Source organism: Borborobacter xinjiangensis, from assembly GCF_047739745.1.
Lineage (GTDB): Bacteria > Pseudomonadota > Alphaproteobacteria > Rhizobiales > Rhizobiaceae > Pseudaminobacter.
In genome coordinates, this window is record NZ_JBLLVA010000011.1 from 125,855 (window position 1) to 151,353 (window position 25,499).

30 protein-coding genes are annotated in these 25,499 nt (G+C 61.5%); 1 reads left to right on the forward strand and 29 read right to left on the reverse strand.

From position 1 onward, the window contains the following. Positions 1-94: 94 nt before the first annotated feature. From ACLKMW_RS13815 to rpsL, 27 genes are all read right to left on the reverse strand, one after another. Positions 95-688 carry an adenylate kinase gene (locus tag ACLKMW_RS13815; RefSeq protein ID WP_415725041.1) on the reverse strand — a complete coding sequence of 198 codons (594 nt, stop codon included), beginning with the start codon at positions 686-688 and terminating at the stop codon, positions 95-97. After that, positions 685-2,025: a preprotein translocase subunit SecY gene (gene secY / locus ACLKMW_RS13820; RefSeq protein WP_415725042.1), complete on the reverse strand. Its 1,341-nt coding sequence runs from the start codon at positions 2,023-2,025 to the stop codon at positions 685-687. The genes ACLKMW_RS13815 and secY overlap by 4 nt, the downstream gene beginning before the upstream one ends. 129 nt (positions 2,026-2,154) lie before the next feature. Beyond that, a complete protein-coding gene (gene rplO / locus ACLKMW_RS13825) occupies positions 2,155-2,631 on the reverse strand; it encodes a 50S ribosomal protein L15 (protein ID WP_415725043.1) in 477 nt (158 codons plus the stop codon). Between the two features lie 22 nt (positions 2,632-2,653). Beyond that, complete coding sequence (rpmD, locus tag ACLKMW_RS13830) at positions 2,654-2,851, reverse strand: 50S ribosomal protein L30 (RefSeq protein ID WP_415725044.1); 198 nt, start codon at positions 2,849-2,851, stop codon at positions 2,654-2,656. A gap of 22 nt (positions 2,852-2,873) precedes the next feature. Beyond that, positions 2,874-3,440 carry a 30S ribosomal protein S5 gene (gene rpsE / locus ACLKMW_RS13835; protein ID WP_415725045.1) on the reverse strand — a complete coding sequence of 189 codons (567 nt, stop codon included), beginning with the start codon at positions 3,438-3,440 and terminating at the stop codon, positions 2,874-2,876. A 73-nt stretch (positions 3,441-3,513) separates the two neighbouring features. Then, complete coding sequence (gene rplR / locus ACLKMW_RS13840; RefSeq protein ID WP_415725046.1) at positions 3,514-3,873, reverse strand: 50S ribosomal protein L18; 360 nt, start codon at positions 3,871-3,873, stop codon at positions 3,514-3,516. Between the two features lie 80 nt (positions 3,874-3,953). Continuing rightward, entirely contained in the window at positions 3,954-4,487 is a 534-nt protein-coding gene (gene rplF / locus ACLKMW_RS13845; protein ID WP_415725047.1) for a 50S ribosomal protein L6, read from the reverse strand. A 41-nt stretch (positions 4,488-4,528) separates the two neighbouring features. Then, positions 4,529-4,927 (reverse strand): 30S ribosomal protein S8, encoded by a 399-nt coding sequence (rpsH, locus tag ACLKMW_RS13850; protein ID WP_415725048.1) that lies wholly within the window; start codon positions 4,925-4,927, stop codon positions 4,529-4,531. 12 nt (positions 4,928-4,939) lie between these two features. Next, positions 4,940-5,245 carry a 30S ribosomal protein S14 gene (gene rpsN / locus ACLKMW_RS13855; RefSeq protein ID WP_415725049.1) on the reverse strand — a complete coding sequence of 102 codons (306 nt, stop codon included), beginning with the start codon at positions 5,243-5,245 and terminating at the stop codon, positions 4,940-4,942. A gap of 27 nt (positions 5,246-5,272) precedes the next feature. Beyond that, positions 5,273-5,830 (reverse strand): 50S ribosomal protein L5, encoded by a 558-nt coding sequence (gene rplE, locus ACLKMW_RS13860; RefSeq protein ID WP_415725050.1) that lies wholly within the window; start codon positions 5,828-5,830, stop codon positions 5,273-5,275. Next, on the reverse strand, positions 5,823-6,137 hold the full coding sequence (gene rplX / locus ACLKMW_RS13865; protein ID WP_415725051.1) for a 50S ribosomal protein L24: 315 nt from the start codon (positions 6,135-6,137) through the stop codon (positions 5,823-5,825). Before rplX ends, rplE begins: the two co-directional genes overlap by 8 nt. A 12-nt stretch (positions 6,138-6,149) precedes the next feature. Continuing rightward, complete coding sequence (rplN, locus tag ACLKMW_RS13870; RefSeq protein ID WP_353641725.1) at positions 6,150-6,518, reverse strand: 50S ribosomal protein L14; 369 nt, start codon at positions 6,516-6,518, stop codon at positions 6,150-6,152. Positions 6,519-6,586: 68 nt separating this feature from the next. After that, positions 6,587-6,829: a 30S ribosomal protein S17 gene (gene rpsQ / locus ACLKMW_RS13875; protein ID WP_415725052.1), complete on the reverse strand. Its 243-nt coding sequence runs from the start codon at positions 6,827-6,829 to the stop codon at positions 6,587-6,589. Positions 6,830-6,840: 11 nt separating this feature from the next. Then, a complete protein-coding gene (rpmC, locus tag ACLKMW_RS13880; RefSeq protein ID WP_415725053.1) occupies positions 6,841-7,041 on the reverse strand; it encodes a 50S ribosomal protein L29 in 201 nt (66 codons plus the stop codon). 13 nt (positions 7,042-7,054) lie between these two features. Beyond that, positions 7,055-7,468: a 50S ribosomal protein L16 gene (rplP, locus tag ACLKMW_RS13885; RefSeq protein WP_415725054.1), complete on the reverse strand. Its 414-nt coding sequence runs from the start codon at positions 7,466-7,468 to the stop codon at positions 7,055-7,057. Between the two features lie 28 nt (positions 7,469-7,496). Continuing rightward, complete coding sequence (gene rpsC / locus ACLKMW_RS13890; RefSeq protein ID WP_415725055.1) at positions 7,497-8,219, reverse strand: 30S ribosomal protein S3; 723 nt, start codon at positions 8,217-8,219, stop codon at positions 7,497-7,499. Beyond that, the gene (rplV, locus tag ACLKMW_RS13895; protein WP_415725056.1) at positions 8,219-8,608 is read right to left on the reverse strand and encodes a 50S ribosomal protein L22; all 390 of its coding nucleotides are present in this window, start codon (positions 8,606-8,608) and stop codon (positions 8,219-8,221) included. The genes rpsC and rplV overlap by 1 nt, the downstream gene beginning before the upstream one ends. A gap of 1 nt (position 8,609) precedes the next feature. Beyond that, positions 8,610-8,888: a 30S ribosomal protein S19 gene (gene rpsS / locus ACLKMW_RS13900; RefSeq protein ID WP_415725057.1), complete on the reverse strand. Its 279-nt coding sequence runs from the start codon at positions 8,886-8,888 to the stop codon at positions 8,610-8,612. Between the two features lie 16 nt (positions 8,889-8,904). Further along, positions 8,905-9,738 (reverse strand): 50S ribosomal protein L2, encoded by an 834-nt coding sequence (gene rplB, locus ACLKMW_RS13905; RefSeq protein WP_415725058.1) that lies wholly within the window; start codon positions 9,736-9,738, stop codon positions 8,905-8,907. Positions 9,739-9,757: 19 nt separating this feature from the next. After that, on the reverse strand, positions 9,758-10,051 hold the full coding sequence (locus ACLKMW_RS13910) for a 50S ribosomal protein L23 (RefSeq protein ID WP_415725059.1): 294 nt from the start codon (positions 10,049-10,051) through the stop codon (positions 9,758-9,760). Continuing rightward, positions 10,048-10,668 (reverse strand): 50S ribosomal protein L4, encoded by a 621-nt coding sequence (gene rplD / locus ACLKMW_RS13915; RefSeq protein ID WP_415725060.1) that lies wholly within the window; start codon positions 10,666-10,668, stop codon positions 10,048-10,050. Before rplD ends, ACLKMW_RS13910 begins: the two co-directional genes overlap by 4 nt. Continuing rightward, a complete protein-coding gene (gene rplC / locus ACLKMW_RS13920) occupies positions 10,668-11,381 on the reverse strand; it encodes a 50S ribosomal protein L3 (protein WP_415725061.1) in 714 nt (237 codons plus the stop codon). Before rplC ends, rplD begins: the two co-directional genes overlap by 1 nt. A 65-nt stretch (positions 11,382-11,446) precedes the next feature. Further along, positions 11,447-11,755: a 30S ribosomal protein S10 gene (rpsJ, locus tag ACLKMW_RS13925; protein ID WP_006205468.1), complete on the reverse strand. Its 309-nt coding sequence runs from the start codon at positions 11,753-11,755 to the stop codon at positions 11,447-11,449. A 67-nt stretch (positions 11,756-11,822) separates the two neighbouring features. Then, complete coding sequence (gene tuf, locus ACLKMW_RS13930) at positions 11,823-12,998, reverse strand: elongation factor Tu (protein ID WP_415725062.1); 1,176 nt, start codon at positions 12,996-12,998, stop codon at positions 11,823-11,825. A gap of 63 nt (positions 12,999-13,061) precedes the next feature. Next, positions 13,062-15,152, reverse strand: a complete 2,091-nt coding sequence (fusA, locus tag ACLKMW_RS13935) for an elongation factor G (protein WP_415725063.1) — start codon at positions 15,150-15,152, stop codon at positions 13,062-13,064. Between the two features lie 33 nt (positions 15,153-15,185). Then, on the reverse strand, positions 15,186-15,656 hold the full coding sequence (rpsG, locus tag ACLKMW_RS13940; RefSeq protein WP_415725064.1) for a 30S ribosomal protein S7: 471 nt from the start codon (positions 15,654-15,656) through the stop codon (positions 15,186-15,188). 58 nt (positions 15,657-15,714) lie between these two features. Beyond that, a complete protein-coding gene (gene rpsL / locus ACLKMW_RS13945; RefSeq protein ID WP_008837709.1) occupies positions 15,715-16,086 on the reverse strand; it encodes a 30S ribosomal protein S12 in 372 nt (123 codons plus the stop codon). 464 nt (positions 16,087-16,550) lie between these two features. Here rpsL and ACLKMW_RS13950 point away from each other — a divergent pair, with 464 nt between their 5' ends. After that, positions 16,551-16,832 carry a transcriptional regulator gene (locus ACLKMW_RS13950; protein WP_415725065.1) on the forward strand — a complete coding sequence of 94 codons (282 nt, stop codon included), beginning with the start codon at positions 16,551-16,553 and terminating at the stop codon, positions 16,830-16,832. A gap of 81 nt (positions 16,833-16,913) precedes the next feature. Here the strand turns inward: ACLKMW_RS13950 and rpoC are convergent, their stop codons facing one another. Both rpoC and rpoB read right to left on the reverse strand, forming a co-directional pair. Further along, positions 16,914-21,110, reverse strand: coding sequence for a DNA-directed RNA polymerase subunit beta' (gene rpoC / locus ACLKMW_RS13955; RefSeq protein ID WP_415725066.1), 4,197 nt, complete (start codon positions 21,108-21,110; stop codon positions 16,914-16,916). A gap of 185 nt (positions 21,111-21,295) precedes the next feature. Then, entirely contained in the window at positions 21,296-25,432 is a 4,137-nt protein-coding gene (gene rpoB / locus ACLKMW_RS13960; RefSeq protein ID WP_415725067.1) for a DNA-directed RNA polymerase subunit beta, read from the reverse strand. Positions 25,433-25,499: the final 67 nt, after the last annotated feature.

The following is a 25,499-nucleotide window of genomic DNA, read 5'->3' on the forward strand; positions in this document are numbered from 1 at the left end:
CAAATGCCTTGCCCTCTCGGACAAGCCAATGATACGCCTGAATGGGAGACGGGCCCCTCTAGTCCAGGCAAGGCAAATTGTCAACCGTGGCGATTCAACTTTCCGCGGCCTGCATCAGCGCAGCTTCGATCGCCTCGGTGACTTCATCTACCGGCGCCATGCCGTCGACCTTCTTCAACTCACCGGTGCCGGCATAATATGCCGACAGCGGTGCGGTCTTTTCGCGAAATTCGACGAGACGCTTCTTGAATGATTCCGGATTGTCGTCGGCCCGCGCCTGCCCGCCGGCCGCTACCGTCTCGGCGACGCGCTTTTCCATCCGTTTCACCAACGCCGACTCATCGACCGCAAGTTCGATCACCGCATCGAGCTTCAGCCCTTTGCCGGACAAAATCTCGCCCAGAGCCTTGGCCTGCGGAACCGTGCGCGGAAAGCCGTCGAGAATAAAGCCGTTCGCCGCATCGGGAGCATCAACGCGTTCCGAGACGATCTGATTGACGATCTCGTCGGAAACGAGTTGCCCCGCATCCATGACCGCCTTGGCGCGCTTACCGATTTCGGTCTCGGCCTTCACCGCCGCTCTCAGCATGTCCCCGGTCGACAGTTGCGGGATGCCGTATTTTTCTACGAGGCGCTGCGCCTGCGTTCCCTTCCCTGCTCCGGGCGGCCCAAGCAATATCAGTCTCATCTACCCCTCTTGCCCCCACGAAGCTTCGACTTCTTGATCAGTCCCTCATACTGGTGAGCGATCAAATGGCCCTGGATCTGCGCGATCGTGTCAAGTGTGACGCTGACGACGATCAGCAGCGATGTTCCACCAAGATAGAATGGAATGCCAGTGGCCGAGATCAGAAATTCGGGTAACAGGCAAACGAGGACGAGATAGATGGCGCCGATGACCGTGATGCGGGTCAGCACGTAATCGATATATTCGGCGGTGCGCTCACCCGGACGATAGCCCGGAATGAAGCCGGAATGCTTCTTCAACTGGTCGGCCGTGTCCTTCGGATTGAACACGATCGCCGTGTGGAAGAATGTAAAGAAGACGATCATCGCCGCGTAGAGCGCCATATAGAGCGGCTGCCCGTGACCCAGCGCGGCTAGCGCGGTACTCGCCCATCCCGGCAAATTGGTCGTTGTCGAAAAGCCGGCGATAGTCGCAGGCAGAAGCAGAAGCGACGAGGCGAAGATCGGCGGAATGACGCCGGAGGTGTTCAGCTTCAGCGGCAGGTGCGACGTGTCGCCCTGGAACATGCGATTGCCGACCTGACGCTTCGGATACTGGATCAGCAGCCGCCGCTGCGCGCGCTCGACGAACACCATCAATGCTATGACCAGAACCGCAAGCACGATGATCGCCAGGATCAGGCCCGTCGACAGCGCGCCGGTTCGGCCAAGCTCGAGGGTGCCGCTGATCGCACCCGGCATGCCCGCCACGATGCCGGCGAAAATGATCAGCGAGATGCCGTTGCCGACGCCGCGCTCGGTGATCTGTTCGCCGAGCCACATCAGGAACATGGTACCGCCGAGCAGGCTGATCACCGTGGAGGCGCGGAAGAACATGCCCGGATCGCTGACGATACCGTTGCCGCTCTCAAGCCCCACCGCTATCCCGTAGGCCTGCACGATCGCCAGAAGCACGGTTCCGTAGCGTGTATACTGGTTGATGACCTTACGGCCTTGCTCGCCCTCTTTCTTCAGCGCCTCAAGCGTCGGCACCACCGACGTCATGAGCTGCATGATGATGGCGGCGGAAATGTACGGCATGATGCCGAGGGCGAAGATCGCCATCCGCTCGACGGCACCACCGGCGAACATATTGAACATGCCGAGCACGCCGCCGCGCTGTTGCTGGAACGCCTGCGCGAACGCCTCCGGATTGATTCCGGGGAGCGGAATATAGGTGCCGAGCCGATAGACAAGCAGTGCGCCGAGCGTGAACCAGATGCGTTTCTTCAGATCGTCGGCCTTGGCGAAGGCTGCGAAATTCAGATTCGAGGCAAGTTGTTCAGCAGCCGATGCCATGCAAAATTCTCCGCTTGGTCACGCTCGAAAGCCCGCGCCGGGCGGCACGTGTCGACGAAGCCACGAGATAGGCTTCGGACGGCAAAGATGCAAGCGGCGAGCTGATGCCCGCCGCCTGATCTAAGATCGTTATTCGGCTTCCGCAGCCTTCTCGGGGACCTTGACCGATCCACCGGCCTTCTCGACCTTCTCGACGGCGGCCTTCGACGCGCCGGCGATATCGAATGCGAGCTTGGCCTTCAGTTCGCCGCCGCTGAGCAGGCGCACGCCATCCTTGACGCGACGAATAACCCCAGCCTTGACCAGGGCCTCGGCGGTTACCGTTTCCTTTGCATCAAGCTTTTCGGCATCGATTGCGGCCTGGACGCGGGCAAGCGACACGGTGTTGTAGCTCTTGGCGAAAATGTTGTTGAAGCCACGCTTCGGCAGGCGCCGGTAAAGCGGCATCTGGCCGCCCTCGAAGCCGTTGATCGAAACGCCCGAGCGGGACTTCTGACCCTTCACGCCACGGCCGCCGGTCTTGCCCGAACCCGAGCCGATGCCGCGCCCGACACGCTTTTTCGCGTGGGTTGCGCCGTCCCTGTTACGCAGTTCGTTGAGTTTCATGATTGTTCTCCTGCGCTCAAGACTACGCCTCGTCCACGACGCGGACGAGATGCTGCACTGTCGCGATCATGCCGCGCACGGAGGGCGTATCCTCAAGGGTGCGGCGGCGATGCATCTTGTTGAGGCCGAGGCCGACCAGCGTCGCGCGCTGCTCCTTCGGACGGCGAATCGGGCTGCCGATCTGCTCGACCGTGATCGTCTTGCTTGATTTCTTTGCCATGGTCGTAATCCTTGCCGGCCGATCACTCGTCAGCGGCGACGGCGGTGCCGCGGCGCGCCTGGAGCGTCGAGTACTTGATGCCGCGCTGGGCGGCCACATCCTTCGGATGCAACTGGCTCTTCAGCGCATCGAAGGTCGCACGAACCATGTTGTACGGGTTGGACGAGCCCATGGACTTCGCGACCACGTCCTGAACGCCAAGCGTCTCGAAGACAGCGCGCATCGGGCCACCTGCGATGATGCCGGTACCGGCCTTGGCGGTGCGCAGCAGAACCCGACCGGCGCCATGACGGCCCTCGACGTCGTGATGCAGCGTACGACCCGAGCGCAGCGGCACGAAAATCAGATCGCGCTTGGCCGATTCGGTCGCCTTGCGGATCGCTTCCGGAACTTCGCGCGCCTTGCCGTGACCGAAGCCGACCCGGCCCTTCTGGTCGCCGACGACGACGAGCGCTGCAAAGCCAAAGCGCCGGCCGCCCTTGACGACCTTGGCGACGCGGTTGATGTGGACGAGCTTGTCGACGAATTCGCTATCGCGCTCTTCGCGCTCGCGACCGCCCTGGCGGCTGTCCCTACGTTCTTGTGCCATTATCCTGTTCCTTATTTTTTTCCGGAAGCACGGTTAAAACAACGATCCGGCGCCACTAGGGCGCCGGGGCGGATTAGAAGCTGAGGCCGCCTTCGCGAGCTGCCTCGGCGAGCGCCTTGACGCGGCCGTGATAGATATACGGTCCGCGGTCGAAGACCACTTCCTTGATGCCGGCCTTGGTGGCTCGCTCGGCAATCAGCTTGCCGACGGCCGCAGCCGCCGCTATGTCCGCGCCGGTCTTGAGCGATCCCTTCAGATCCTTCTCGAGCGTCGAGGCGGCGGCAACAGTGTGCCCCTTCGAATCGTCGATGATCTGCACATGAATGTTCTTCGACGAACGGTACACCGACAGGCGCAACCGGTCGCCGGCGACCTTTTTGAGCTGACGGCGTACCCGCTGGGCGCGCCGCTGGGTGGTTTCCTTGGAAGCCATCTCTTCGTTTCCTTGCCTTCAACAGACGGGAGCGGCCATGTGCGGTAGGAAAATCGCTCCCGCAACCGCGCACCGCGGCGTTACTTCTTCTTGCCTTCCTTGCGCACGATCGTCTCGCCGACATACTTCACGCCCTTGCCCTTATAGGGCTCCGGCTGGCGATGCTTGCGAATCTCGGCCGCGACCTGGCCAACGACCTGCTTGTCGATGCCGGCGACGACGATTTCGGTCGGCTTCGGAACGCTGATCGTGACACCTTCGGGTGCCTCGTAGACCACGTCGTGGCTAAAGCCAAGGGCAAGCTGCAAGTTCTTGCCCTGCATGGCGGCGCGATAGCCGACGCCGTTGATCTCGAGCCGACGCTCGAAACCTTCCTTCACGCCCTGAAGGATGTTGACGATCTGGGTGCGCGACATGCCCCATTTCGAGCGGGCGTCCTTCGACTCATCGCGCGGCTGGACGGAAATTTCGCCATTCTCCAGCTTGACCAGCACTTCATCGTTGACCACGAACTTCAGCTCGCCCTTGGGACCTTTGGCCGTAACGGTCTGGCCGTCCACGGTCGCGGTCACGCCCTGCGGAAGCGGAACGGGTTTCTTGCCAATACGAGACATGTCGTTGTCCTCGTCTTTCTGTATGTTTCAGCCTGCCCCGGTCAGAATACCTGGCAGAGCACCTCGCCGCCGACGTTCTGCTCACGCGCATCGTGATCGGCCATCACGCCCTTGGGCGTCGAAAGGATCGAAATGCCGAGACCGTTGGCGACCTGCGGGATCGATTTCACCGAGACGTAGACACGGCGGCCGGGTTTCGAGACGCGGGCGATCTCGCGGATAACCGGAGCGCCGTCGAAATACTTGAGCTCGATCTCGATTTCGGACTTTCCGTTGCCGTAGTCGACCTGGCTGTAGTCGCGGATGTAACCTTCCGACTTCAGCACGTCCAGAACGCGGGCACGCAGACGCGAGGCAGGCGTCGAGACTTTCGTCTTCTTGCGGCCGTAAGCGTTGCGGATGCGGGTCAGCATATCGCCGAGAGGATCACTTAGGGACATATCGTGTGCTCCTTACCAGCTCGACTTGACCAGGCCCGGGATCGCACCCAGCGAACCAAGCTCACGAAGCGCGATGCGCGACATCTTAAGTTTGCGATAGTAGGCGCGCGGACGTCCGGTGATCTCGCAACGGTTGCGGATGCGGGTCCGGGACGAATTGCGCGGCATCGCCGCAAGCTTCAGCTGCGCCCGAAAACGCTCTTCGATCGGGAGGCTCTTGTCCATGATCGTCGCCTTGAGGGCCTTACGCTTGGCAGCGCTCTGGTCCACAAGCTTGCGGCGCCGATTGTTCTTTTCGACTGAGCTGGTCTTTGCCATTTCAGATCTTTCCTTTGCTCGCTGCCGTTACTGGCGGAAGGGGAAGTTGAAAGCCTTGAGCAGTGCCCGGGCTTCCTCGTCCGTCTTCGCCGTCGTACATACGATGATGTCCATACCCCAAGCCTGGTCTACCTTGTCGTAGTTGATCTCGGGAAACACGATGTGTTCCTTGATGCCCATGGCATAGTTGCCGCGGCCATCAAAGCTCTTCGGGTTAAGGCCGCGGAAGTCGCGAACGCGCGGCAGCGCGATGTTGACCAGGCGATCCAGAAACTCGTACATGCGCTCCTTGCGCAGCGTCACCTTGGTGCCGATCGGCATCTTCTCGCGGACCTTGAAGCCGGCGATCGAATTGCGCGCATAGGTGATGACCGGCTTCTGACCGGCGATCAGCGCCAGATCTGCGGCTGCCACGGACGGCTTCTTGGAATCCGCCGTCGCCTCGCCCACACCCATGTTCAGCACGATCTTGTCGAGACGCGGGACTTCCATCTCGTTCTCGTACTTGAACTGCTTGAGCAGCGCCTTGCGGATGGTCTCGTCATAGACCTTGCGCAGCCGGGCCTGATATTCTGCCTTAGCCATTGATCACTTCTCCCGAGCGCTTTGCCACGCGCACCTTCTTGCCGTCGTCCTGGATCTTGAAGCCGACGCGGGTCGGCTTGCCGTCCTTAGGATCGGCCAGTGCGATGTTCGACAAATGGATCGGCGCTTCCTTGGTAATGATCCCGCCCTCTTGGGACTGGGTCTGCTTCTGGTGGCGGCGGATCAGGTTGACACCACGAACGACGGCCTTGTCGTCCTTGGGCATGACCCGGACGACCTCGCCCGAGCGGCCCTTGTCCTTGCCTGCAAGAACGACGACCTTGTCGCCTTTGCGAATCTTTTGCATCTTTGCGGCTCCTTACAGCACTTCAGGCGCGAGCGAGATGATCTTCATGTGGTTCCTGGCGCGCAGTTCACGCGGAACCGGTCCAAAGATACGCGTGCCGATCGGCTCTTTCTTGTTGTCGACGAGAACGGCCGCATTCTTGTCGAAGCGGATCACGCTGCCGTCGGGACGGCGAATGTCCTTGGCGGTACGCACAACGACCGCCTTCATCACATCGCCCTTCTTCACGCGGCCGCGCGGAATGGCTTCCTTGATCGACACCACGATGATGTCGCCGACGGAAGCGTATTTCCGCTTCGAGCCGCCCAGCACCTTGATGCACATGACACGACGCGCGCCGGAATTGTCCGCGACATCGAGGTTTGTTTGCATCTGAATCATGACTGGCCGCCTTCTTCATTCGTGGGCAGTGACGTCGCGCCCTGCCCGGCTTGTCCAAAATATCGTTACTAAGACGCCTGCGTCTCGGTGATGACGACCCAGCGCTTGTCCTTGGAGATCGGAGCCGATTCCTGGATAAAGACCTGGTCGCCGACCTTGCAGGCGTTGTTCTCGTCGTGCGCCTTGTACTTCTTCGACATGCGCACGACCTTCTTCATCACCGGGTGCGTGAAGCGCCGTTCGACCTTGACGACGACCGTCTTCTCGTTCTTGTCGCTGACGACGGTGCCCTGCAGAATGCGCTTTGGCATGGTATTCGTCCTTAAGCCTTCTTGCCTGCCGATTTCTCGGCGGCGATGGTCTTGATGCGCGCAATGTCCCTGCGGACCTGCTTCACGCGTGCTGTCTTCTCGAGCTGGCCCGTCGCCTTCTGGAAACGCAGGTTGAACTGCTCCTTCTTCAGCGCGGCCAACTCATCGTCCAACTGGTCGGGGGTCTTTGACCGGACATCTGCGGCTTTCATGACTTGACCTTCCTTATTCAGCGATGCGCTGCACGAAGCGCGTGCGCACCGACAGCTTGGCGGCGCCGAGACGGAGCGCCTCGCGGGCAACGTCTTCCGGCACGCCGTCGATCTCGAACATCACCCGGCCCGGCTTGATACGGCACGCCCAGTAGTCGACCGCGCCCTTACCCTTGCCCATGCGGACTTCGGTTGGCTTGCCTGTGACCGGAACGTCCGGGAAAATGCGGATCCACACCCGGCCCTGGCGCTTCATTTCACGCGTGATCGCGCGGCGGGCCGCTTCGATCTCACGTGCCGTGACACGGTTCGGCTCCAGCGCCTTCAGCCCGAAACCACCGAAATCCAGATTGGTGCCACCCTTGGCGGCGCCGTGGATGCGGCCCTTGAACTGCTTGCGGAACTTTGTGCGCTTTGGCTGCAGCATCGTTCTTACTCCAAATTCTCAGTGCTTCTCAGGCGTTCTCGCGACGACGACCACCGCGGTCGCCACGATCACCGCCATGCGAATGATCTTCCGTCGCACGACGCTCCGAAGCCATCGGATCGTGCTCAAGGATTTCGCCCTTGAATACCCAAACCTTGACGCCGCAGATGCCATAGGCGGTCTGCGCTTCGGCGGTTCCGTAGTCGACGTCGGCGCGCAGCGTGTGCAGCGGCACGCGACCTTCACGGTACCACTCCATGCGCGCGATCTCGGCGCCGCCAAGACGGCCGGAGCAGTTGATGCGGATGCCCTCGGCGCCGAGACGCATCGCCGACTGAACGGCGCGCTTCATAGCGCGGCGGAATGCGATGCGGCGCTCGAGCTGCTGCGCGATCGACTGCGCGACCAGCGTGGCGTCCGTCTCGGGCTTGCGCACCTCGACGATGTTGAGATGCGTTTCCGACTTGGTCATCTCGGTCAGCTTGCGGCGCAGCTTCTCGATGTCGGCGCCCTTCTTGCCGATGATCAGGCCGGGACGGGCAGCATGGATCGTGACGCGGCACTTCTTGTGCGGACGCTCGATGACGACCTTGGAAATCGCGGCCTGCTTCAGTTCGCCCTCAAGATATTTGCGGATCTTGATGTCTTCGTGCAGCAGCTTGCCGTACTCGCCGGTGTTCGCGAACCAGCGCGAATCCCAGGTGCGATTGATGCCGAGGCGCAGACCGATCGGATTGATTTTCTGACCCATCAGGCGGCCTCCCCTTTCTCTTCGACTTCACGAACGACTATCGTGAGATGCGAAAACGGCTTCTCGATGCGGCTGGCGCGGCCGCGGCCACGAGCCTGGAAACGCTTCATGACGATCGACTTGCCGACATAGGCCTCGGCGACGACCAGCGCGTCGACATCCAAGTCGTGATTGTTTTCCGCATTCGCGATCGCCGATTCCAGCGTCTTGCGAACGGTGCCGGCGATGCGCTTGCGCGAGAATTCCAAATCCGAAAGCGCGGTCTCGACCTTTTTGCCGCGAATCAACGCTGCAACCAGGTTCAGCTTCTGCGGGCTGATGCGGATGGTGCGCAGAACTGCACGTGCCTCGTTGTCAGCAAGCCTGCGCGGAGCTTTGGCCTTGCCCATGTTACTTCCTCTTCGCTTTCTTGTCCGCGCCGTGACCGTAGTAGGTTCGCGTCGGGGCGAATTCACCGAACTTGTGGCCAACCATGTCTTCCGACACGCTAACCGGAACATGCTTCTGGCCGTTGTGCACGCCGAAGGTCAATCCGACGAACTGCGGCAGGATGGTGGAGCGGCGGCTCCACATCTTGATCACTTCGTTGCGGCCACCCTCGCGCACCTTCTCGGCCTTCTTGAGCAGAAAGCCATCGATGAACGGGCCTTTCCAAACTGAACGGGTCACTTGGCGTTACCTCTCTTTAGCTCTTGCGCTGATGACGCGAGCGCAGAATGAACTTGTCGGTCGCCTTGTTGGACCGCGTCTTCTTGCCCTTGGTCGGCTTGCCCCACGGGGTCACCGGATTGCGGCCGCCCGAGGTACGTCCCTCACCACCGCCATGCGGATGGTCAACCGGGTTCATGGTGACGCCGCGATTGTGCGGACGCTTGCCAAGCCAGACGTTGCGGCCGGCCTTGCCCAGGTTGATGTTGGCATGGTCGGGATTCGACACCGCCCCGATGGTGGCAATGCAGGCGCCCGGAACGGCACGCTGTTCGCCCGAGTTCAGGCGAAGGATCGCCATGCCCTGGTCGCGTGCGACGAGCTGCGCATATGCGCCGGCCGAACGCGCCAACTGACCGCCCTTGCCCGGCTTCAGCTCCACATTGTGCACGATCGTGCCGACCGGCATGGCGCTGAGCGGCATGGCATTGCCCGGCTTCACGTCGACGCTCTCGCCGGCGATGACCTGGTCGCCAACCGCCAGGCGCTGCGGCGCCAGGATGTAGTTGAGCTCGCCGTCCTCATACTTGATCAGCGCGATGAACGCCGTGCGGTTGGGATCATATTCGATCCGCTCGACAGTTGCCGACACGCCGAACTTGCGACGCTTGAAGTCGACGATGCGGTAGGAGCGCTTGTGGCCGCCGCCAATGAAACGAGCGGTGATGCGGCCGTAATTGTTGCGGCCGCCCGACTTCGTCAGGCCTTCGGTCAGTCCCTTGACGGGCTTGCCCTTGTAGAGGCCGGATCGGTCGATGATGACCAGCTGGCGAAGGCCAGGCGTTACCGGTTTGAAGTGCTTCAATGCCATTGTTCTGTCCTCGCGCCTGTCAGAGGCCCGTCGCGACGTCGATCGACTGACCATCGGCCAGCGTCACAACCGCCTTCTTCACGTCGCTCTGACGGCCAATCGTGCCGCGGAAACGCTTCACCTTGCCCTTGCGGACCAGCGTGTTCACTGCGGTGACCTTGACGCTGAACAGCGCCTCGACCGCAGCCTTGATTTCCGGCTTCGTCGCCTTGCGGGCGACATTGAAGACGACCTGGTTCTGCTCCGACGCCATGGTCGACTTTTCGGTGATCGCCGGGCTGACGATCACGTCGTAGTGGCGGAGATCCGTCATTTGAAGCGCTCCTCGAGAGCCTCGACGGCGGCCTTCGAAAGGACCAGCGTGCCGCGGCGCAAAATGTCGTAGACGTTGATGCCCTGGATCGGCAGCACGTCGATATTGGGGATGTTGGCCGCGGCGAGCTTGAAGTTCCGATCGAGCTCGGCGCCGCCGATCACGAGGGCATTGTTCAAGCCGAGCTTGGCGAAGCTCTCGGCCAGCGCCTTGGTCTTGGCTTCCTTGACCACCAGATCATCGACGATGATCAGGCTGGCGCCCTTGGCCTTCGCCGACAGCGCATGCTTGATGCCGAGAGCGCGCACCTTCTTGGGAAGATCATGCTCGTGGCTGCGAACGACCGGGCCGTGGGCCTTGCCGCCGCCGCGGAACTGCGGTGCGCGAGCCGAGGAGTGACGAGCGCGGCCCGTCCCCTTCTGCTTGTACATCTTGGCGCCGGTGCGCGCGATTTCGGCGCGGCCCTTCGCCTTGTGCGTGCCCTGCTGCTTCTTGGCAAGCTGCCAGCGCACCACGCGCTGCAGGATATCCTCGCGCGGATCAAGGCCGAAAATCTCCTCGGAGAGTTTCACCTTGCCGGCATCCTCGCCGCCAAGCGTTGAAATCTTGAGATCCATTATTCAGCTCCTTCCTTGGCCGGAGCTTCGCTCTTTGAGGCGGCACGAATGCCGGCCGGCTTGGGAGCATTTTCCGGGAGCGCTTCCTTGACGGCGTCGCGAACCAGTATCCAGGCGCCCTTGGTGCCCGGAACCGCGCCGCGGATCAGGATCAGGCCGCGATCGCTGTCAGTCGACACGATTTCGACGTTCTGCGTGGTCACGCGGGTAGCACCCATGTGGCCGGCCATCTTCTTGCCCTTGAACACCTTGCCCGGGTCCTGGCGCTGGCCGGTCGAACCGTGCGTGCGGTGGGACACGGAGTTACCGTGCGTCGCGCGGCCGCCACCGAAATTGTGGCGCTTCATGACGCCCTGAAAGCCCTTGCCCATGCTGGTGCCGGTCACGTCGACCTTCTGGCCGGGAACATAGTGTTCAACCGTCAGCTCGGCGCCGACATCGAGCAGGTTCTCGTCGGAGACGCGAAACTCTGCAAGCTTGGCCTTCGGCTCGACGGAAGCGACAGCGAAATGACCGCGCAGCGCCTTCGACGTGTTTTTGACCTTGGCCAGCCCAACGCCGAGCTGAACGGCGGTGTAGCCATTCTTTTCCTTCGTGCGCTGCGCCACGACCTGGCAGTTCTCCATGCGAAGAACCGTAACGGGGACATGCTCGCCAGCGTCGTTATAGACGCGGGTCATGCCCAACTTCTGTGCGATAACACCTGAACGCATCGGTTCGATTTCCTCTAGAGTTCCCGTAGGGGTTCAACACCCCTCCACGCCTCTTATTCCAAGCCTTACAGCTTGATTTCGACGTCGACACCTGCAGCCAGATCGAGCTTCATCAAAGCATCGACCGTCTGCGGGGTCGGATCCACGATGTCGAGCAGGCGCTTGTGGGTGCGCATCTCGAACTGCTCGCGGCTCTTCTTGTCGACGTGCGGCGAACGGTTAACAGTGAATTTTTCAATCCGCGTGGGCAGCGGAATGGGCCCACGAACATTGGCGCCGGTGCGCTTTGCCGTCGACACGATTTCGCGGGTCGAGGCATCGAGCACCCGATGATCGAACGCCTTCAGGCGAATTCGGATATTCTGTCCGTTCATGGTCATTTCCTTGTTCTGGCGCGGCGCGGGCTTGTCCTGCGCCCGCGACAGATCGATTGGTCCACTATTATTCCGTGATCGAGACGACGACGCCGGCGCCGACGGTGCGGCCGCCCTCGCGGATGGCGAAGCGCAGCTTCTCTTCCATGGCGATCGGCACGATCAGCTCGACGTCGACCGTCACATTGTCGCCCGGCATCACCATCTCGGTGCCTTCCGCCAGCTGCACGATGCCGGTCACGTCGGTCGTGCGGAAATAGAACTGCGGCCGGTAGTTGGTAAAGAACGGCGTGTGGCGGCCGCCCTCGTCCTTGGTCAGGATGTAGGCCTCGGCCTTGAACTTCTTGTGCGGCTTGACCGAGCCCGGCTTGGCCAGAACCTGGCCGCGCTCGACCCCGTCACGGTCCACACCGCGCAGCAGCGCGCCGATGTTGTCGCCGGCCTGGCCCTGGTCGAGCAGCTTGCGGAACATCTCGACGCCCGTGCAGGTCGTCTTCGTCGTCGGCCGGATGCCGACGATCTCCAGCTCCTCGCCGACCTTGACGATGCCGCGCTCGACGCGGCCCGTCACCACCGTGCCGCGGCCCGAGATCGAGAACACGTCCTCGATCGGCATCAGGAACGGCTGGTCGACCGGACGCTCCGGCGTCGGGATGTAGCTGTCGACCGCTTCCATCAGCGCGCGGATCGCATCCTCGCCCAGCTTCTTGTCACTGTCTTCAAGCGCCGCCAGCGCCGAGCCCTTGACGATCGGAATATCGTCGCCCGGGAACTCGTTCTTCGACAACAGCTCGCGCACCTCGAGCTCGACCAGCTCCAGAAGCTCGGCATCGTCGACCTGGTCGACCTTGTTCAAAAACACCACGATCGACGGCACGCCGACCTGGCGCGCCAGAAGGATGTGCTCGCGCGTCTGCGGCATTGGGCCGTCGGCGGCCGAAACCACCAGGATCGCCCCGTCCATCTGCGCCGCACCGGTGATCATGTTCTTCACATAGTCGGCGTGGCCCGGGCAGTCGACATGCGCATAGTGGCGGTTGGCCGTCTCGTACTCAACATGCGAGGTCGAAATGGTGATGCCGCGCGCCTTCTCCTCCGGCGCCGCGTCGATCTGGTCGTACGCCTTGAAATCCCCGAAATACTTCGTGATCGCAGCCGTCAACGACGTCTTGCCATGGTCGACGTGACCAATCGTGCCAATGTTCACATGCGGCTTGGTGCGCTCGAATTTACTCTTAGCCATGTGAAGTCTCCATTCTAGCAGCCGGTTAGGGCATTGAATTAAATTATCGGCGTAACCCGCGGATTACGCGTACTTCTTCTGAACTTCCTGAGCCACGACAGTCGGCACCGGCTCATAGTGATCGAACTGCATCGTGTATTGGGCACGGCCCTGCGACATCGAGCGCAGATTGTCGACATACTTGAACATGTTGGCGAGCGGCACCATCGCATTGACGACGGTCGCCACACCGCGGGCCTCCGTGCCCTGGATCTGGCCACGCCGCGAGTTGAGGTCGCCGATGACATCGCCGACATAATCTTCCGGCGTCACGACCTCGACCTTCATGATCGGCTCCAGCAACTGCACGCCGACCCTCGGCGCCGCTTCGCGGAAGCAGGCACGCCCGGCGATCTCGAAGGCAAGAACCGACGAGTCGACATCGTGGTAGGCGCCGTCGATGAGCGTCGCCTTCACACCGATCATCGGGAAGCCGGCAAACGGACCCGACGAAAGCACGCTTTCGATGCCCTTCTCGACGCCCGGCACATATTCCTTGGGAACGGCGCCGCCGACGATCTTCGACTCGAACAGGAAGTCTTCGCCCTCCGGATTCGGCTCGAACAGGATCTTGACGCGCGCGAACTGGCCGGAACCACCCGACTGCTTCTTGTGGGTATAGTCCTGCTCATGCGTACGGGTGATCGTCTCGCGATAGGCCACCTGCGGCGCGCCGACATTCGCCTCGACCTTGTACTCGCGCTTCATGCGGTCGACGATGATGTCGAGATGAAGCTCGCCCATGCCGGCAATGATGGTCTGGCCGGACTCTTCGTCGGTCTTGACGCGGAAGGACGGATCCTCGGCCGCGAGGCGATGAAGCGCCAGACCCATCTTCTCCTGGTCGCCCTTGGTCTTCGGCTCGATCGCGATCTGAATGACCGGCTCGGGGAATTCCATGCGCTCCAGGATGACAGGCTTCGCGGGATCGCAAAGCGTATCGCCGGTCGTCGTTTCCTTCAGGCCAGCCAAGGCAACGATGTCACCGGAGAAGGCCTCTTCAATGTCGGCGCGGGCATTCGCATGCATCTGCAGCATGCGGCCGATACGCTCTTTCTTACCCTTGACCGTATTCTCAAGCGAGGCACCCTTGGTGACCTTGCCCGAATAGATGCGGCAGAAGGTGAGCGAGCCGACGAAGGGGTCGTTCATGATCTTGAAGGCCAGCATCGACAGCGGCTCTTCGTCGGTCGAACGACGGACCACTTCCGCCTCGGTCTTCGGGTCGATGCCCTTGATGGCAGGCACTTCGTCCGGAGCCGGCAGGAAGTCGATGACCGCATCGAGCAGCGGCTGGATGCCCTTGTTCTTGAACGCGGTGCCGCAGAACATCGGGAAGAACTTCACGCCGATCGTGCCCTTGCGGATCAGCGCGCGCAGCTCTTCGTTGGTCGGCATCGTGCCTTCGAGGTAAGCCTCGAGCGCCGCCTCGTCCATCTCGACGGCCGTCTCGATCATCTTCTCGCGATATTCTTCGGCCTTCGCCTGAAGATCGGCCGGGATATCGAGGACGTCCCACTGCGCGCCGAGCTCTTCATTGTGCCAGATGAGCGCCTTCATCTCGATCAGATCGACGACGCCCTTGAAATCGGTTTCCGCACCGATCGGCAACTGCATGACGACCGGAGTCGCGCCAAGACGCGACTTGACCATCTCGGCCGAGCGGTAGAAGTCAGCGCCGATCTTGTCCATCTTGTTGCAGAAGATCATCCGCGGGACGTGATACTTGTCGGCCTGGCGCCAGACAGTCTCCGTCTGCGGCTCGACACCGGCATTGGCATCCAGAAGCGCGATAGCGCCGTCCAGCACGCGGAGCGAACGCTCCACCTCGATGGTGAAGTCGACGTGTCCGGGCGTATCGATGATGTTGAAGCGCCGGCGACGGCCGTCACGACCCGGCCAGGACGTGGTCGTCGCGGCGGACGTGATGGTAATGCCGCGCTCCTGCTCCTGCTCCATCCAGTCCATGGTCGAGGCGCCATCATGCGTCTCGCCCATCTTGTGGTTCTTGCCCGTATAATAAAGGACGCGCTCCGTCGTCGTCGTCTTGCCGGCGTCGATATGCGCCATGATGCCGAAGTTGCGGTAGTCGGAAATGTTATATTCGCGGGCCATCGGGGTCGTGCCTTCCTGTAAGTCCGTTCGCTGTTACCAGCGGTAGTGCGCGAAGGCGCGATTGGCTTCCGCCATCTTATGGGTGTCTTCGCGCTTCTTCACGGCGGTGCCACGGTTGTTGGCGGCATCCATCAGCTCGCCGGACAGACGGTCAACCATCGTCGTCTCGTTGCGGTTGCGCGCAGCCGTGATGAGCCAGCGGATGGCAAGCGCCTGGCGACGCTCGGGACGAACGTCGACCGGAACCTGATAGGTCGCACCGCCGACGCGGCGCGAACGCACCTCGACCTGCGGGGCGACATTGTCGAGCGCCTGATGGAACACCGTGACCGGCTCCTGCTTCGTCTTGGCCTGCACCTGATCGAGCGCGCCATAGACGATCGTTTCGGCGACCGACTTCTTGCCGTCATACATGACGGCATTCATGAATTTCGTAATGACCAGATCACCGAACTTCGGGTCCGGATTGATCTCACGCTTTTCTGCACTATGGCGACGGGACATGGCTTTCGTCTTTCAACTTCGAAGCTCGGTACGCCTGAACATACCGCGCCGGGAAACCTTACTTCGGACGCTTGGCGCCGTATTTCGAACGACGCTGCTTGCGGTTCTTCACACCCTGCGTATCCAGCACGCCACGGATGATGTGGTAGCGCACGCCCGGAAGGTCCTTGACGCGGCCGCCGCGGATCATGACCACGGAGTGCTCCTGAAGGTTATGACCCTCGCCAGGAATGTAGCCGATCACCTCAAAGCCATTCGTCAGGCGAATCTTCGCGACCTTGCGGAGCGCGGAGTTCGGCTTCTTCGGCGTCGTCGTGTAGACACGCGTGCAGACGCCCCGCTTCTGCGGATTGGCCTGCATGGCCGGAACCTTATTGCGCTTCACCGGCGCGATGCGCGGCTTGCGGATCAACTGGTTGACGGTAGGCATTAAACCCTCTTGTCTCTCAATTCCGTCTCGAGCCCATTCACGGGCGGCTTCAAGCGTCGTTTCCATACGCAAATCGGGCCACAAACCGCCAATTCGCGGTGCGCCCGATCCAAAAAGCAGAGGAAGCGGAAACCGCCTCTTGCACGCCGGAAATATGTATTCGCTCGTAAAACGAACCCTGTTTGAGGCGAACTCCAGAACGCGTCGCTCCGGAAAGCCAGACCTCACATCGGTTCAGACGCCGCGGGTAATACGCCCAAGACCACCAATCGTCAACCCCGCAACGCAGATTATCTTAACGATCCGGGCATTTGGAACAAGGTTGGCAGTCCCGAGAAATTTTCTTGCGCATCTTCGCATCCGCGAAACAGAATGTGGCGTAGTTTTGCCTGTCACCTACCCTCGCTTCATGCAAGAATTCGCATTCGACGCATGCCAACTCTACCGGAGCAGAGAATCGCCTCATGAACGACAATGAAGAACGACCGGTAACCATCATCACCGGCCGGGTCTGGCGCCGCAAGGACGGTCGCGCAGAGGGCGTTCACGTCCTTCTGGTGGCGCCTGACGACGATTCGGCCGTGCGCCGCGCGCTCGAAGCGCTGAACGCCGAAGGGTTCGCGGAAGTCGAGTTCGACCAGATCGGCGATATGGACGGCGAGCCTGACGACGAGCCTCACCTGTCAGCCTATCAAGGGGCGCTGGAGGGTGAAGTGTCGATCGTGACCTTCAACGAAAAGCGTTAGCCAATTTCGCATTACCGCTAACACAAAGGCCGCCGGGAGTGCCCGGCGGCCTTTTCGTTTTAGCAAAGGGCGCGGGCCCGATTACTGCGCCGCGTCGACCATGTCGGTCAGCATCGGCTCGGCGACTTCCGCTCCGCTCGCCTTGCGGCGCTCGTCGAGGATCAGTTCGTCGCGCGAGGTCGCGATGCGCCTGATCTGGCTCATCTGACCGCCGGTGCCGGCCGGGATGAGCCGGCCAACGATGACGTTTTCCTTCAAGCCCTGCAGCATGTCGGTCTTGCCGGCCACAGCCGCTTCGGTGAGCACCCGGGTCGTCTCCTGGAAGGAGGCTGCCGAAATGAAGGACGGCGTCTGCAGCGAGGCCTTGGTGATGCCGAGCAGCACCGGCTGGCCTTCGGCAGGCTTCTTGCCTTCCTCGATCAGGCGTTCGTTGATCTCATCCAGCTCGATCACGTCGACATGATCGCCAGGGATGTAGGTCGAATCGCCCTGCGCGGTGATCTCCACCTTCTGCAGCATTTGGCGAACGATCACCTCGATGTGCTTGTCGTTGATCAACACGCCCTGCAGCCGGTAGACTTCCTGGATTTCGTTGACGAGATAAGAGGCCAGCGCCTCCACGCCCTTGATCGCCAGGATGTCATGCGGCGCCGGATTGCCGTCGAGGATGTAATCGCCCTTCTCGATAGCGTCACCGTCCTGAAGATGGAACGGCTTGCCCTTCGGGATCAGGTATTCGACGGGCTCGAGCGTCGAGTCGTGCGGCTCGATCACAATGCGGCGCTTGTTCTTGTAGTCGCGCCCGAAACGCACCGTGCCGTCGATTTCGGCGATGATCGCGTGATCCTTCGGACGACGCGCCTCGAACAGCTCGGCAACACGCGGCAGACCGCCGGTGATGTCCTTGGTCTTGGCGCTTTCCATCGGAATACGCGCAATCACGTCACCAGGACGCACCATCGCATCGGGCTCGACCGACAGGATCGCCTCGACCGACAGCAGGAAGCGCGCATCGCCGCCCTTGGCGAGCTTGCCGACCTTGCCCTTGGCATCGTGTATGGCGATCGCCGGCTTGAGGTCCGCACCACGCGGCGTCGAGCGCCAGTCGATGACTTCGCGCTTGGTGATGCCGGTCGATTCGTCCGCGGTCTCCTGCACGGAGATGCCGTCGACCAGGTCCTCGAACACCACCCTGCCCTCGATTTCGGTGAGGATCGGGCGGGTGTATGGATCCCACTCGGCGATGCGCTGGCCGCGCTTCACCTTGTCGCCATCGTCGACGAAAATGCGCGAACCGTAGGTGACGCGATGCGCGGCACGCTCCTTGCCGGTCTCGTCCAGGATCAGGACCGCCATGTTGCGGCCCATGACCATGAGCTGACCATCGGAATTGCGAACCACGTTGCGGTTGCGGATCTGGACGGTACCCTCGTAGGAAGCTTCGAGGAACGAGCTGTCGACCACCTGCGCGGTGCCGCCCATGTGGAAGGTGCGCATGGTGAGCTGCGTGCCCGGCTCGCCGATCGACTGCGCGGCAATGACGCCGACCGCTTCACCCTGGTTGACCGGGGTTCCGCGGGCAAGGTCGCGCCCGTAGCAGACCGCACATACGCCGGTCCTGACCTCGCAGGTCAGTGCCGAACGGATGCGAACCGACTGGATGCCCGCCTTTTCGATCTGCTCGATGTCCTGCTCGTTCATCAGCGTTCCGGCCTTGACGAGCAACTCGCCCGAAACCGGATGATTGATGTCGTCGAGCGCGGTGCGTCCAAGGATGCGCTGGCCGAGCGATGCGACCACCTGCCCTGCATCCACGATCGGCTGCATGGTCAGGCCCTTCTCAGTGCCGCAGTCGATCGAGTTTACGATGCAGTCCTGGGCCACGTCGACCAGTCGGCGCGTCAGATAGCCGGAGTTCGCGGTCTTCAACGCGGTATCGGCAAGACCCTTGCGGGCGCCGTGGGTCGAGTTGAAGTATTCAAGAACGGTCAGGCCTTCCTTGAAGTTCGAGATGATCGGCGTCTCGATGATCTCGCCCGACGGCTTGGCCATCAGGCCGCGCATGCCGGCAAGCTGGCGCATCTGGGTCGGCGAGCCACGCGCACCGGAATGCGACATCATGTAGATCGAGTTCATCGGCTTCTGACGGCCGCTGTCCTCGAACTCCACGGCCTTGATGCGGGCCATCATTTCGTCGGCGACCTTCTCGGAGCACTTGGCCCAGGCGTCGACGACCTTGTTGTACTTCTCGCCCTGGGTAATCAGGCCGTCATTGTACTGCTGCTCATACTCCTTCGCGAGCGCCTCAGTATCGGCCACCAGCTTGTGCTTGGTGTCGGGGATGAGCATGTCGTCCTTGCCGAACGAAATACCGGCGCGGCAGGCATGGGCAAAACCGAGCGCCATGATGCGGTCGCAGAAAATGACCGTCTCCTTCTGACCGCAATGGCGGTAGACGGTGTCGATCATCTTGGAGATGTTCTTCTTGGTCATCTCCTGGTTGGCGATCTCATAGGGCACATTCGGGTTCTTCGGCAGAAGCTCGCCGATGATCATGCGGCCCGGCGTCGTCTCATAGATCTTGGAAACGACATTGCCCTGCGCATCGACGGTGCGGAAGCGCCCCTTGATCTTGGAATGCAGCGTGACGACCTTGGTCTCCAGCGCGTGCTGGAGTTCGCCCATGTCGGCAAACACCATGCCCTCGCCCGGCTCGTTCTGGTTGACGATCGAGAGATAATAGAGACCGAGCACCATGTCCTGCGACGGCACGATGATCGGCGCGCCGGACGCGGGATGCAGGATGTTGTTGGTCGACATCATCAGCACGCGGGCTTCAAGCTGCGCTTCCAGCGACAGCGGGACGTGCACAGCCATCTGGTCGCCGTCGAAGTCGGCGTTGAAGGCCGTGCAGACCAGCGGATGAAGCTGGATTGCCTTGCCCTCGATAAGGGTCGGCTCAAACGCCTGGATGCCGAGGCGGTGCAGCGTCGGCGCGCGATTGAGCAGCACCGGATGCTCGCGAATAACCTCGTCGAGAATGTCCCAAACCTCGGGACGTTCCTTTTCGACCAGCTTCTTGGCCTGCTTGACGGTCGACGAATAGCCCTTTGCGTCCAGCCGCGCATAGATGAACGGCTTGAACAGCTCCAGCGCCATCTTCTTCGGCAGGCCGCACTGATGCAGCTTGAGTTCCGGACCCGTCACGATAACCGAACGTCCGGAGTAGTCGACGCGCTTGCCGAGCAGGTTCTGGCGGAACCGGCCCTGCTTGCCCTTCAGCATGTCCGAGAGCGACTTCAGCGGACGCTTGTTCGCGCCGGTGATGACGCGGCCACGGCGACCGTTGTCGAACAGTGCGTCGACGGCCTCCTGCAGCATGCGCTTTTCGTTGCGGATGATGATGCCGGGCGCACGCAGTTCGATCAGCCGCTTCAAGCGGTTGTTACGGTTGATGACGCGACGATATAGATCGTTGAGATCGGAAGTCGCAAAACGGCCGCCGTCGAGCGGAACCAGCGGGCGCAGGTCCGGCGGGATAACCGGCACGACCTTCATGATCATCCATTCCGGACGATTGCCCGATTCCATGAAGTTCTCGACGACCTTCAGTCGCTTGAGGAACTTCTTCTGCTTCAGTTCGGACGTGGTAGAGGCAAGCTCGGTGCGCAGGTCGCCCGCGATCTTCTCCAGGTCCATCGCCGACAGCAACTCGTGGATCGCCTCGGCGCCGATCATGGCGGTGAACTGGTCCTCGCCATACTCGTCGACGGCAATCATGTATTCTTCTTCGGAAAGAAGCTGATGCTCCTTCAGCGCCGTCAGGCCGGGTTCGGTGACGATGTAGTTCTCGAAATAGAGGACGCGCTCGATATCCTTGAGCGTCATGTCGAGCAGCGTGCCGATGCGCGACGGCAACGACTTCAGGAACCAGATGTGGGCGACGGGTGCCGCCAGTTCGATATGGCCCATACGCTCGCGACGCACGCGCGACAGCGTGACTTCGACACCGCACTTCTCGCAGATGACGCCCTTGTACTTCATGCGCTTGTACTTGCCGCACAGGCACTCATAGTCCTTGATCGGCCCGAAGATGCGGGCGCAGAACAGGCCGTCGCGTTCGGGCTTGAACGTGCGGTAGTTGATCGTCTCCGGCTTCTTGATCTCACCGAACGACCAGGACAGGATCTTCTCCGGGCTGGCGAGAGAAATCCGGATGGAATCGAACACCTGCGCCGGGGCGTTGGTGTTGAAGAGATTCATGACCTCTTGGTTCATGCCGTTCTCCTTCTCGGGACCGAAGGCCCCTTTCGAATATTGACGGGCAAAAGCCCCATGGCGATCCGCTCGAACGCCGCCGCTTCGCTGGCATCACCGGATCCGTACGATCGACCGCATGGGCGGTCGCGAGATAGTCGTGGTGCAGCCGCGGGATGCTCGTCATCCCGCGGCGCGCCGTATTCTTACTCGGCCGCGTCGGGCAGCGGCGTCGGCACTTCGTCGTATCTGGTGTTCTCCAGTTCGACGTTGAGACCGAGCGAACGCATTTCCTTGACGAGCACGTTGAAGCTCTCGGGAATACCCGCCTCGAACGAGTCGTCTCCGCGCACGATCGCCTCATACACCTTGGTGCGGCCGGCCACGTCGTCCGACTTGACCGTAAGCATTTCCTGCAGCGTGTAGGCGGCACCGTAGGCTTCGAGCGCCCAGACCTCCATCTCGCCGAAGCGCTGACCGCCGAACTGCGCCTTGCCGCCCAGCGGCTGCTGGGTGACCAGCGAGTACGGTCCGATCGAACGCGCGTGGATCTTGTCGTCCACGAGATGATGGAGCTTCAGCATATATATGTAGCCCATCGTCACTTTGCGATCGAACGGCTCGCCGGTGCGCCCGTCATAGAGCTGCGACTGTCCGCTCGAGTGAAGGCCCGCACGCTCCAGCATCTCGTTGATGTGGACCTCATGCGCACCGTCGAAGACCGGCGTCGCGATCGACACGCCACGCTTCATCTGCTCGCCGAGGCGAACGATGCTTTCGTCGTCGAATTCGCGAACCGACTCGTTGCGGTCGTTCTCGGGGATCAGGTTCTCGATCTCGGCCCGCAGCGGCTTGATGTCGCCATCAGCCCTGTAGGCTTCGATCAGGTCTCCGATCTTGCGGCCCATGCCGGCACAAGCCCAGCCAAGATGCGTTTCCAGAATCTGGCCGACATTCATGCGCGACGGCACGCCCAACGGATTGAGCACGATATCGGCATGGGTGCCATCTTCGAGGAACGGCATATCCTCGACCGGAACGATTCTGGAGACAACGCCCTTGTTGCCGTGACGGCCGGCCATCTTGTCTCCCGGCTGCATCTTGCGCTTCACGGCCACGAAGACCTTGACCATCTTCATGACACCGGGCGGCATCTCGTCGCCACGCTGCACCTTCTCGACTTTGTCCATGAAGCGCTGTTCCAGAGCCTTCTTGGAATCGTCGTACTGGCCGCGCAACGCCTCGAGTTCCCCCTGGAGCTTCTCGTCCTCGAGTGCGAACTGCCACCACTGCGAACGAGGATAGTCGTCGAACGTCTCCTTGGTGAGCGTGCTGCCCTTCTTGAAGCCCTTCGGCCCGGCAATCGCCTCCTTGCCGATGAGCATGTCGTTCAGGCGGCTATAGACGTTGCGGTCGAGAATTGCCTGTTCGTCGTCGCGGTCCTTGGCCAGGCGCTCGATTTCCTCGCGCTCGATCGCCATCGCACGTTCGTCCTTCTCGACGCCGTGACGATTGAACACGCGAACCTCGACCACGGTTCCATAGGTCCCGGGCGGCATGCGCATGGAGGTATCACGCACGTCAGACGCCTTCTCGCCGAAGATGGCGCGCAGAAGCTTCTCTTCCGGCGTCATCGGGCTTTCGCCCTTCGGCGTGATCTTGCCAACCAGGATGTCACCCGGCAGCACTTCCGCGCCGATATAGACGATGCCGGCTTCGTCGAGGTTCTTCAGCGCTTCTTCCGAGACGTTCGGAATGTCGCGGGTGATTTCCTCGGGCCCGAGCTTGGTGTCGCGGGCCATGACCTCGAACTCCTCGATGTGGATCGAGGTGAAGACGTCGTCCGACACGATCTTCTCGGACAGAAGGATCGAGTCCTCGTAGTTGTAGCCGTTCCACGGCATGAACGCGACGAGCACGTTGCGGCCGAGCGCCAGATCGCCAAGATCGGTCGACGGGCCGTCGGCGATGATATCGCCCTTGTTGACGTGATCGCCCATGCGCACCAGCGGGCGCTGGTTGATGCAGGTGTTCTGGTTCGAACGCTGGAACTTCATCAGCCGGTAGATGTCGACGCCCGACTTGCCCGGATCGAGATCTTCCGTCGCGCGAATGACGATACGCGTCGCGTCGACCTGATCGACGATGCCGCCACGGCGAGCGCCGATTGCGGCGCCTGAATCGCGAGCGACGATCGGCTCCATGCCGGTACCGACGAACGGCGCTTCGGCGCGCACCAACGGCACGGCCTGACGCTGCATGTTGGAGCCCATCAGCGCACGGTTGGCGTCGTCGTTCTCAAGGAACGGGATGAGTGCGGCGGCAACTGAAACGAGCTGCTTGGGCGACACGTCCATGAGGTCGACGTTCTCGCGCGGCGCCATCATCACTTCGCCGGCATGACGGCAGATGACGAATTCGTCGACGAACGCGCCTTCCTTGTCGAGATCGGCGTTGGCCTGAGCAACATAGTGCTTGGCCTCTTCCATCGCTGAAAGATAGACGACGTCAAGCGTGACCTTGCCATCGACGATCTTGCGATAAGGCGTCTCGATGAAGCCGTATTTGTTGACGCGCGCAAAGGTCGCCAAAGAGTTGATCAGACCGATGTTCGGGCCTTCCGGCGTCTCGATCGGGCAGATGCGGCCGTAGTGCGTCGGGTGCACGTCGCGCACTTCGAAGCCGGCGCGCTCGCGGGTAAGACCGCCCGGTCCAAGCGCCGAGAGGCGACGCTTGTGGGTGATTTCCGAAAGCGGGTTGGTCTGGTCCATGAACTGGGAGAGCTGCGAGGAACCGAAGAATTCGCGCACCGCTGCAGCCGCCGGCTTGGCGTTGATCAGGTCCTGCGGCATGACGGTGTCGATCTCGATCGACGACATACGCTCCTTGATCGCGCGCTCCATGCGCAGCAGGCCGACGCGATACTGGTTCTCCATGAGTTCGCCGACCGAGCGCACGCGGCGGTTGCCGAGATTGTCGATGTCGTCGATCTCGCCCTTGCCGTCGCGCAGTTCGACCAGCGTCTTGACCACGGCAAGGATGTCTTCCTTGCGCAGCACGCGCACGGTGTCTTCCGCCTTGAGGTCGAGGCGCATGTTCATCTTGACGCGACCGACGGCCGAAAGATCGTAGCGATCGGCATCGAAGAACAGCGAATTGAACATCGCCTCCGCCGTCTCGAGCGTGGGCGGCTCGCCGGGACGCATGACGCGGTAGATGTCGAACAGCGCGTCCTGTCGGCTTTCGTTCTTGTCCACCGCCAGCGTGTTGCGGATGTAACCGCCAATATTGACATGATCGATATCGAGCACGCTGAACTCTTCCGCGCCCGTCGAGAGCAGAACCTTCAGTGTCTTTTCATCGATTTCGTCACCGGCTTCGAGGAAGATCTCGCCCGTCGCATAGTTGACGATGTCCTCGGCCAGGTAGCTGCCGTAGAGATCGTCCTGCGTAGCCTTGATCGCCTTCAGGCCCTTGTCGGCAAGCTGCTTGGCCTGGCGCGCAGTGATCTTCTTGCCGGCCTCGACGATAATCTCGCCCGTGTCGGCATCGATCAGGTCGTCAACGGCCTTGAGACCGCGGAAGCGCTCCACGGTGAAGGGAATGCGCCAATGATCGCCGGACTGCTTGTAGGTGATCTTCTCGTAGAAGGTGGACAGGATTTCCTCGGCATCCATGCCAAGCGCCATCAGCAGCGACGTCACCGGAATCTTGCGGCGACGGTCGATGCGCGCATGCACGACATCCTTGGAATCGAACTCGATATCGAGCCAGGACCCGCGATAAGGAATGACGCGCGCTGCAAACAGAAGCTTGCCCGACGAGTGCGACTTGCCCTTGTCGTGGTCGAAGAACACGCCCGGCGAACGGTGCATCTGCGAGACGATCACGCGCTCGGTGCCGTTGACGATGAAGGTGCCGTTCGACGTCATGAGCGGCATGTCGCCCATATAGACGTCCTGCTCCTTGATGTCCTTGATCGACTTGGCACCCGTATCCTCGTCGATATCGAACACGATGAGACGAAGCGTTACCTTGAGCGGCGCCGCGTAGGTCAGGTCGCGCTGACGGCACTCGTCGACGTCGAACTTCGGCGCTTCGAACTCATACTTGACGAATTCCAGCATCGAGGCGCCGGAAAAATCGGAAATCGGGAAGACCGACTTGAAAACGGCCTGCAGCCCCTCGTCGGGACGGCCGCCCTTGGGCTCCTCCACCATGAGAAACTGATCATACGATGCCTTCTGAACCTCGATCAGGTTCGGCATCTCCGCAACTTCCGGGATGTTCCCGAAGAACTTGCGTACGCGTCTGCGGCCATTGAAAGTCTGGGTCTGGGCCATCGTCGCTCCTTGCTGCCTCTCTTGGGGCGCGGCCTCGCACGGCGCGCCTTGCAACTCGTTACCGTCT

Excerpts from the sequence above, each read along its gene's own strand:
- ACLKMW_RS13815 (WP_415725041.1), bottom strand. The coding sequence starts at position 688 with ATGAGACTGATATTGCTTGGGCCGCCCGGAGCAGGGAAGGGAACGCAG.
- secY (WP_415725042.1), bottom strand. The coding sequence starts at position 2,025 with ATGGCATCGGCTGCTGAACAACTTGCCTCGAATCTGAATTTCGCAGCC.
- rplO (WP_415725043.1), bottom strand. The coding sequence starts at position 2,631 with ATGAAACTCAACGAACTGCGTAACAGGGACGGCGCAACCCACGCGAAA.
- rpmD (WP_415725044.1), bottom strand. The coding sequence starts at position 2,851 with ATGGCAAAGAAATCAAGCAAGACGATCACGGTCGAGCAGATCGGCAGC.
- rpsE (WP_415725045.1), bottom strand. The coding sequence starts at position 3,440 with ATGGCACAAGAACGTAGGGACAGCCGCCAGGGCGGTCGCGAGCGCGAA.
- rplR (WP_415725046.1), bottom strand. The coding sequence starts at position 3,873 with ATGGCTTCCAAGGAAACCACCCAGCGGCGCGCCCAGCGGGTACGCCGT.
- rplF (WP_415725047.1), bottom strand. The coding sequence starts at position 4,487 with ATGTCTCGTATTGGCAAGAAACCCGTTCCGCTTCCGCAGGGCGTGACC.
- rpsH (WP_415725048.1), bottom strand. The coding sequence starts at position 4,927 with ATGTCCCTAAGTGATCCTCTCGGCGATATGCTGACCCGCATCCGCAAC.
- rpsN (WP_415725049.1), bottom strand. The coding sequence starts at position 5,245 with ATGGCAAAGACCAGCTCAGTCGAAAAGAACAATCGGCGCCGCAAGCTT.
- rplE (WP_415725050.1), bottom strand. The coding sequence starts at position 5,830 with ATGGCTAAGGCAGAATATCAGGCCCGGCTGCGCAAGGTCTATGACGAG.
- rplX (WP_415725051.1), bottom strand. The coding sequence starts at position 6,137 with ATGCAAAAGATTCGCAAAGGCGACAAGGTCGTCGTTCTTGCAGGCAAG.
- rplN (WP_353641725.1), bottom strand. The coding sequence starts at position 6,518 with ATGATTCAGATGCAAACAAACCTCGATGTCGCGGACAATTCCGGCGCG.
- rpsQ (WP_415725052.1), bottom strand. The coding sequence starts at position 6,829 with ATGCCAAAGCGCATTCTGCAGGGCACCGTCGTCAGCGACAAGAACGAG.
- rpmC (WP_415725053.1), bottom strand. The coding sequence starts at position 7,041 with ATGAAAGCCGCAGATGTCCGGTCAAAGACCCCCGACCAGTTGGACGAT.
- rplP (WP_415725054.1), bottom strand. The coding sequence starts at position 7,468 with ATGCTGCAGCCAAAGCGCACAAAGTTCCGCAAGCAGTTCAAGGGCCGC.
- rpsC (WP_415725055.1), bottom strand. The coding sequence starts at position 8,219 with ATGGGTCAGAAAATCAATCCGATCGGTCTGCGCCTCGGCATCAATCGC.
- rplV (WP_415725056.1), bottom strand. The coding sequence starts at position 8,608 with ATGGGCAAGGCCAAAGCTCCGCGCAGGCTTGCTGACAACGAGGCACGT.
- rplB (WP_415725058.1), bottom strand. The coding sequence starts at position 9,738 with ATGGCATTGAAGCACTTCAAACCGGTAACGCCTGGCCTTCGCCAGCTG.
- ACLKMW_RS13910 (WP_415725059.1), bottom strand. The coding sequence starts at position 10,051 with ATGACGGATCTCCGCCACTACGACGTGATCGTCAGCCCGGCGATCACC.
- rplD (WP_415725060.1), bottom strand. The coding sequence starts at position 10,668 with ATGGATCTCAAGATTTCAACGCTTGGCGGCGAGGATGCCGGCAAGGTG.
- rplC (WP_415725061.1), bottom strand. The coding sequence starts at position 11,381 with ATGCGTTCAGGTGTTATCGCACAGAAGTTGGGCATGACCCGCGTCTAT.
- rpsJ (WP_006205468.1), bottom strand. The coding sequence starts at position 11,755 with ATGAACGGACAGAATATCCGAATTCGCCTGAAGGCGTTCGATCATCGG.
- tuf (WP_415725062.1), bottom strand. The coding sequence starts at position 12,998 with ATGGCTAAGAGTAAATTCGAGCGCACCAAGCCGCATGTGAACATTGGC.
- fusA (WP_415725063.1), bottom strand. The coding sequence starts at position 15,152 with ATGGCCCGCGAATATAACATTTCCGACTACCGCAACTTCGGCATCATG.
- rpsG (WP_415725064.1), bottom strand. The coding sequence starts at position 15,656 with ATGTCCCGTCGCCATAGTGCAGAAAAGCGTGAGATCAATCCGGACCCG.
- rpsL (WP_008837709.1), bottom strand. The coding sequence starts at position 16,086 with ATGCCTACCGTCAACCAGTTGATCCGCAAGCCGCGCATCGCGCCGGTG.
- ACLKMW_RS13950 (WP_415725065.1), top strand. The coding sequence starts at position 16,551 with ATGAACGACAATGAAGAACGACCGGTAACCATCATCACCGGCCGGGTC.
- rpoC (WP_415725066.1), bottom strand. The coding sequence starts at position 21,110 with ATGAACCAAGAGGTCATGAATCTCTTCAACACCAACGCCCCGGCGCAG.
- rpoB (WP_415725067.1), bottom strand. The coding sequence starts at position 25,432 with ATGGCCCAGACCCAGACTTTCAATGGCCGCAGACGCGTACGCAAGTTC.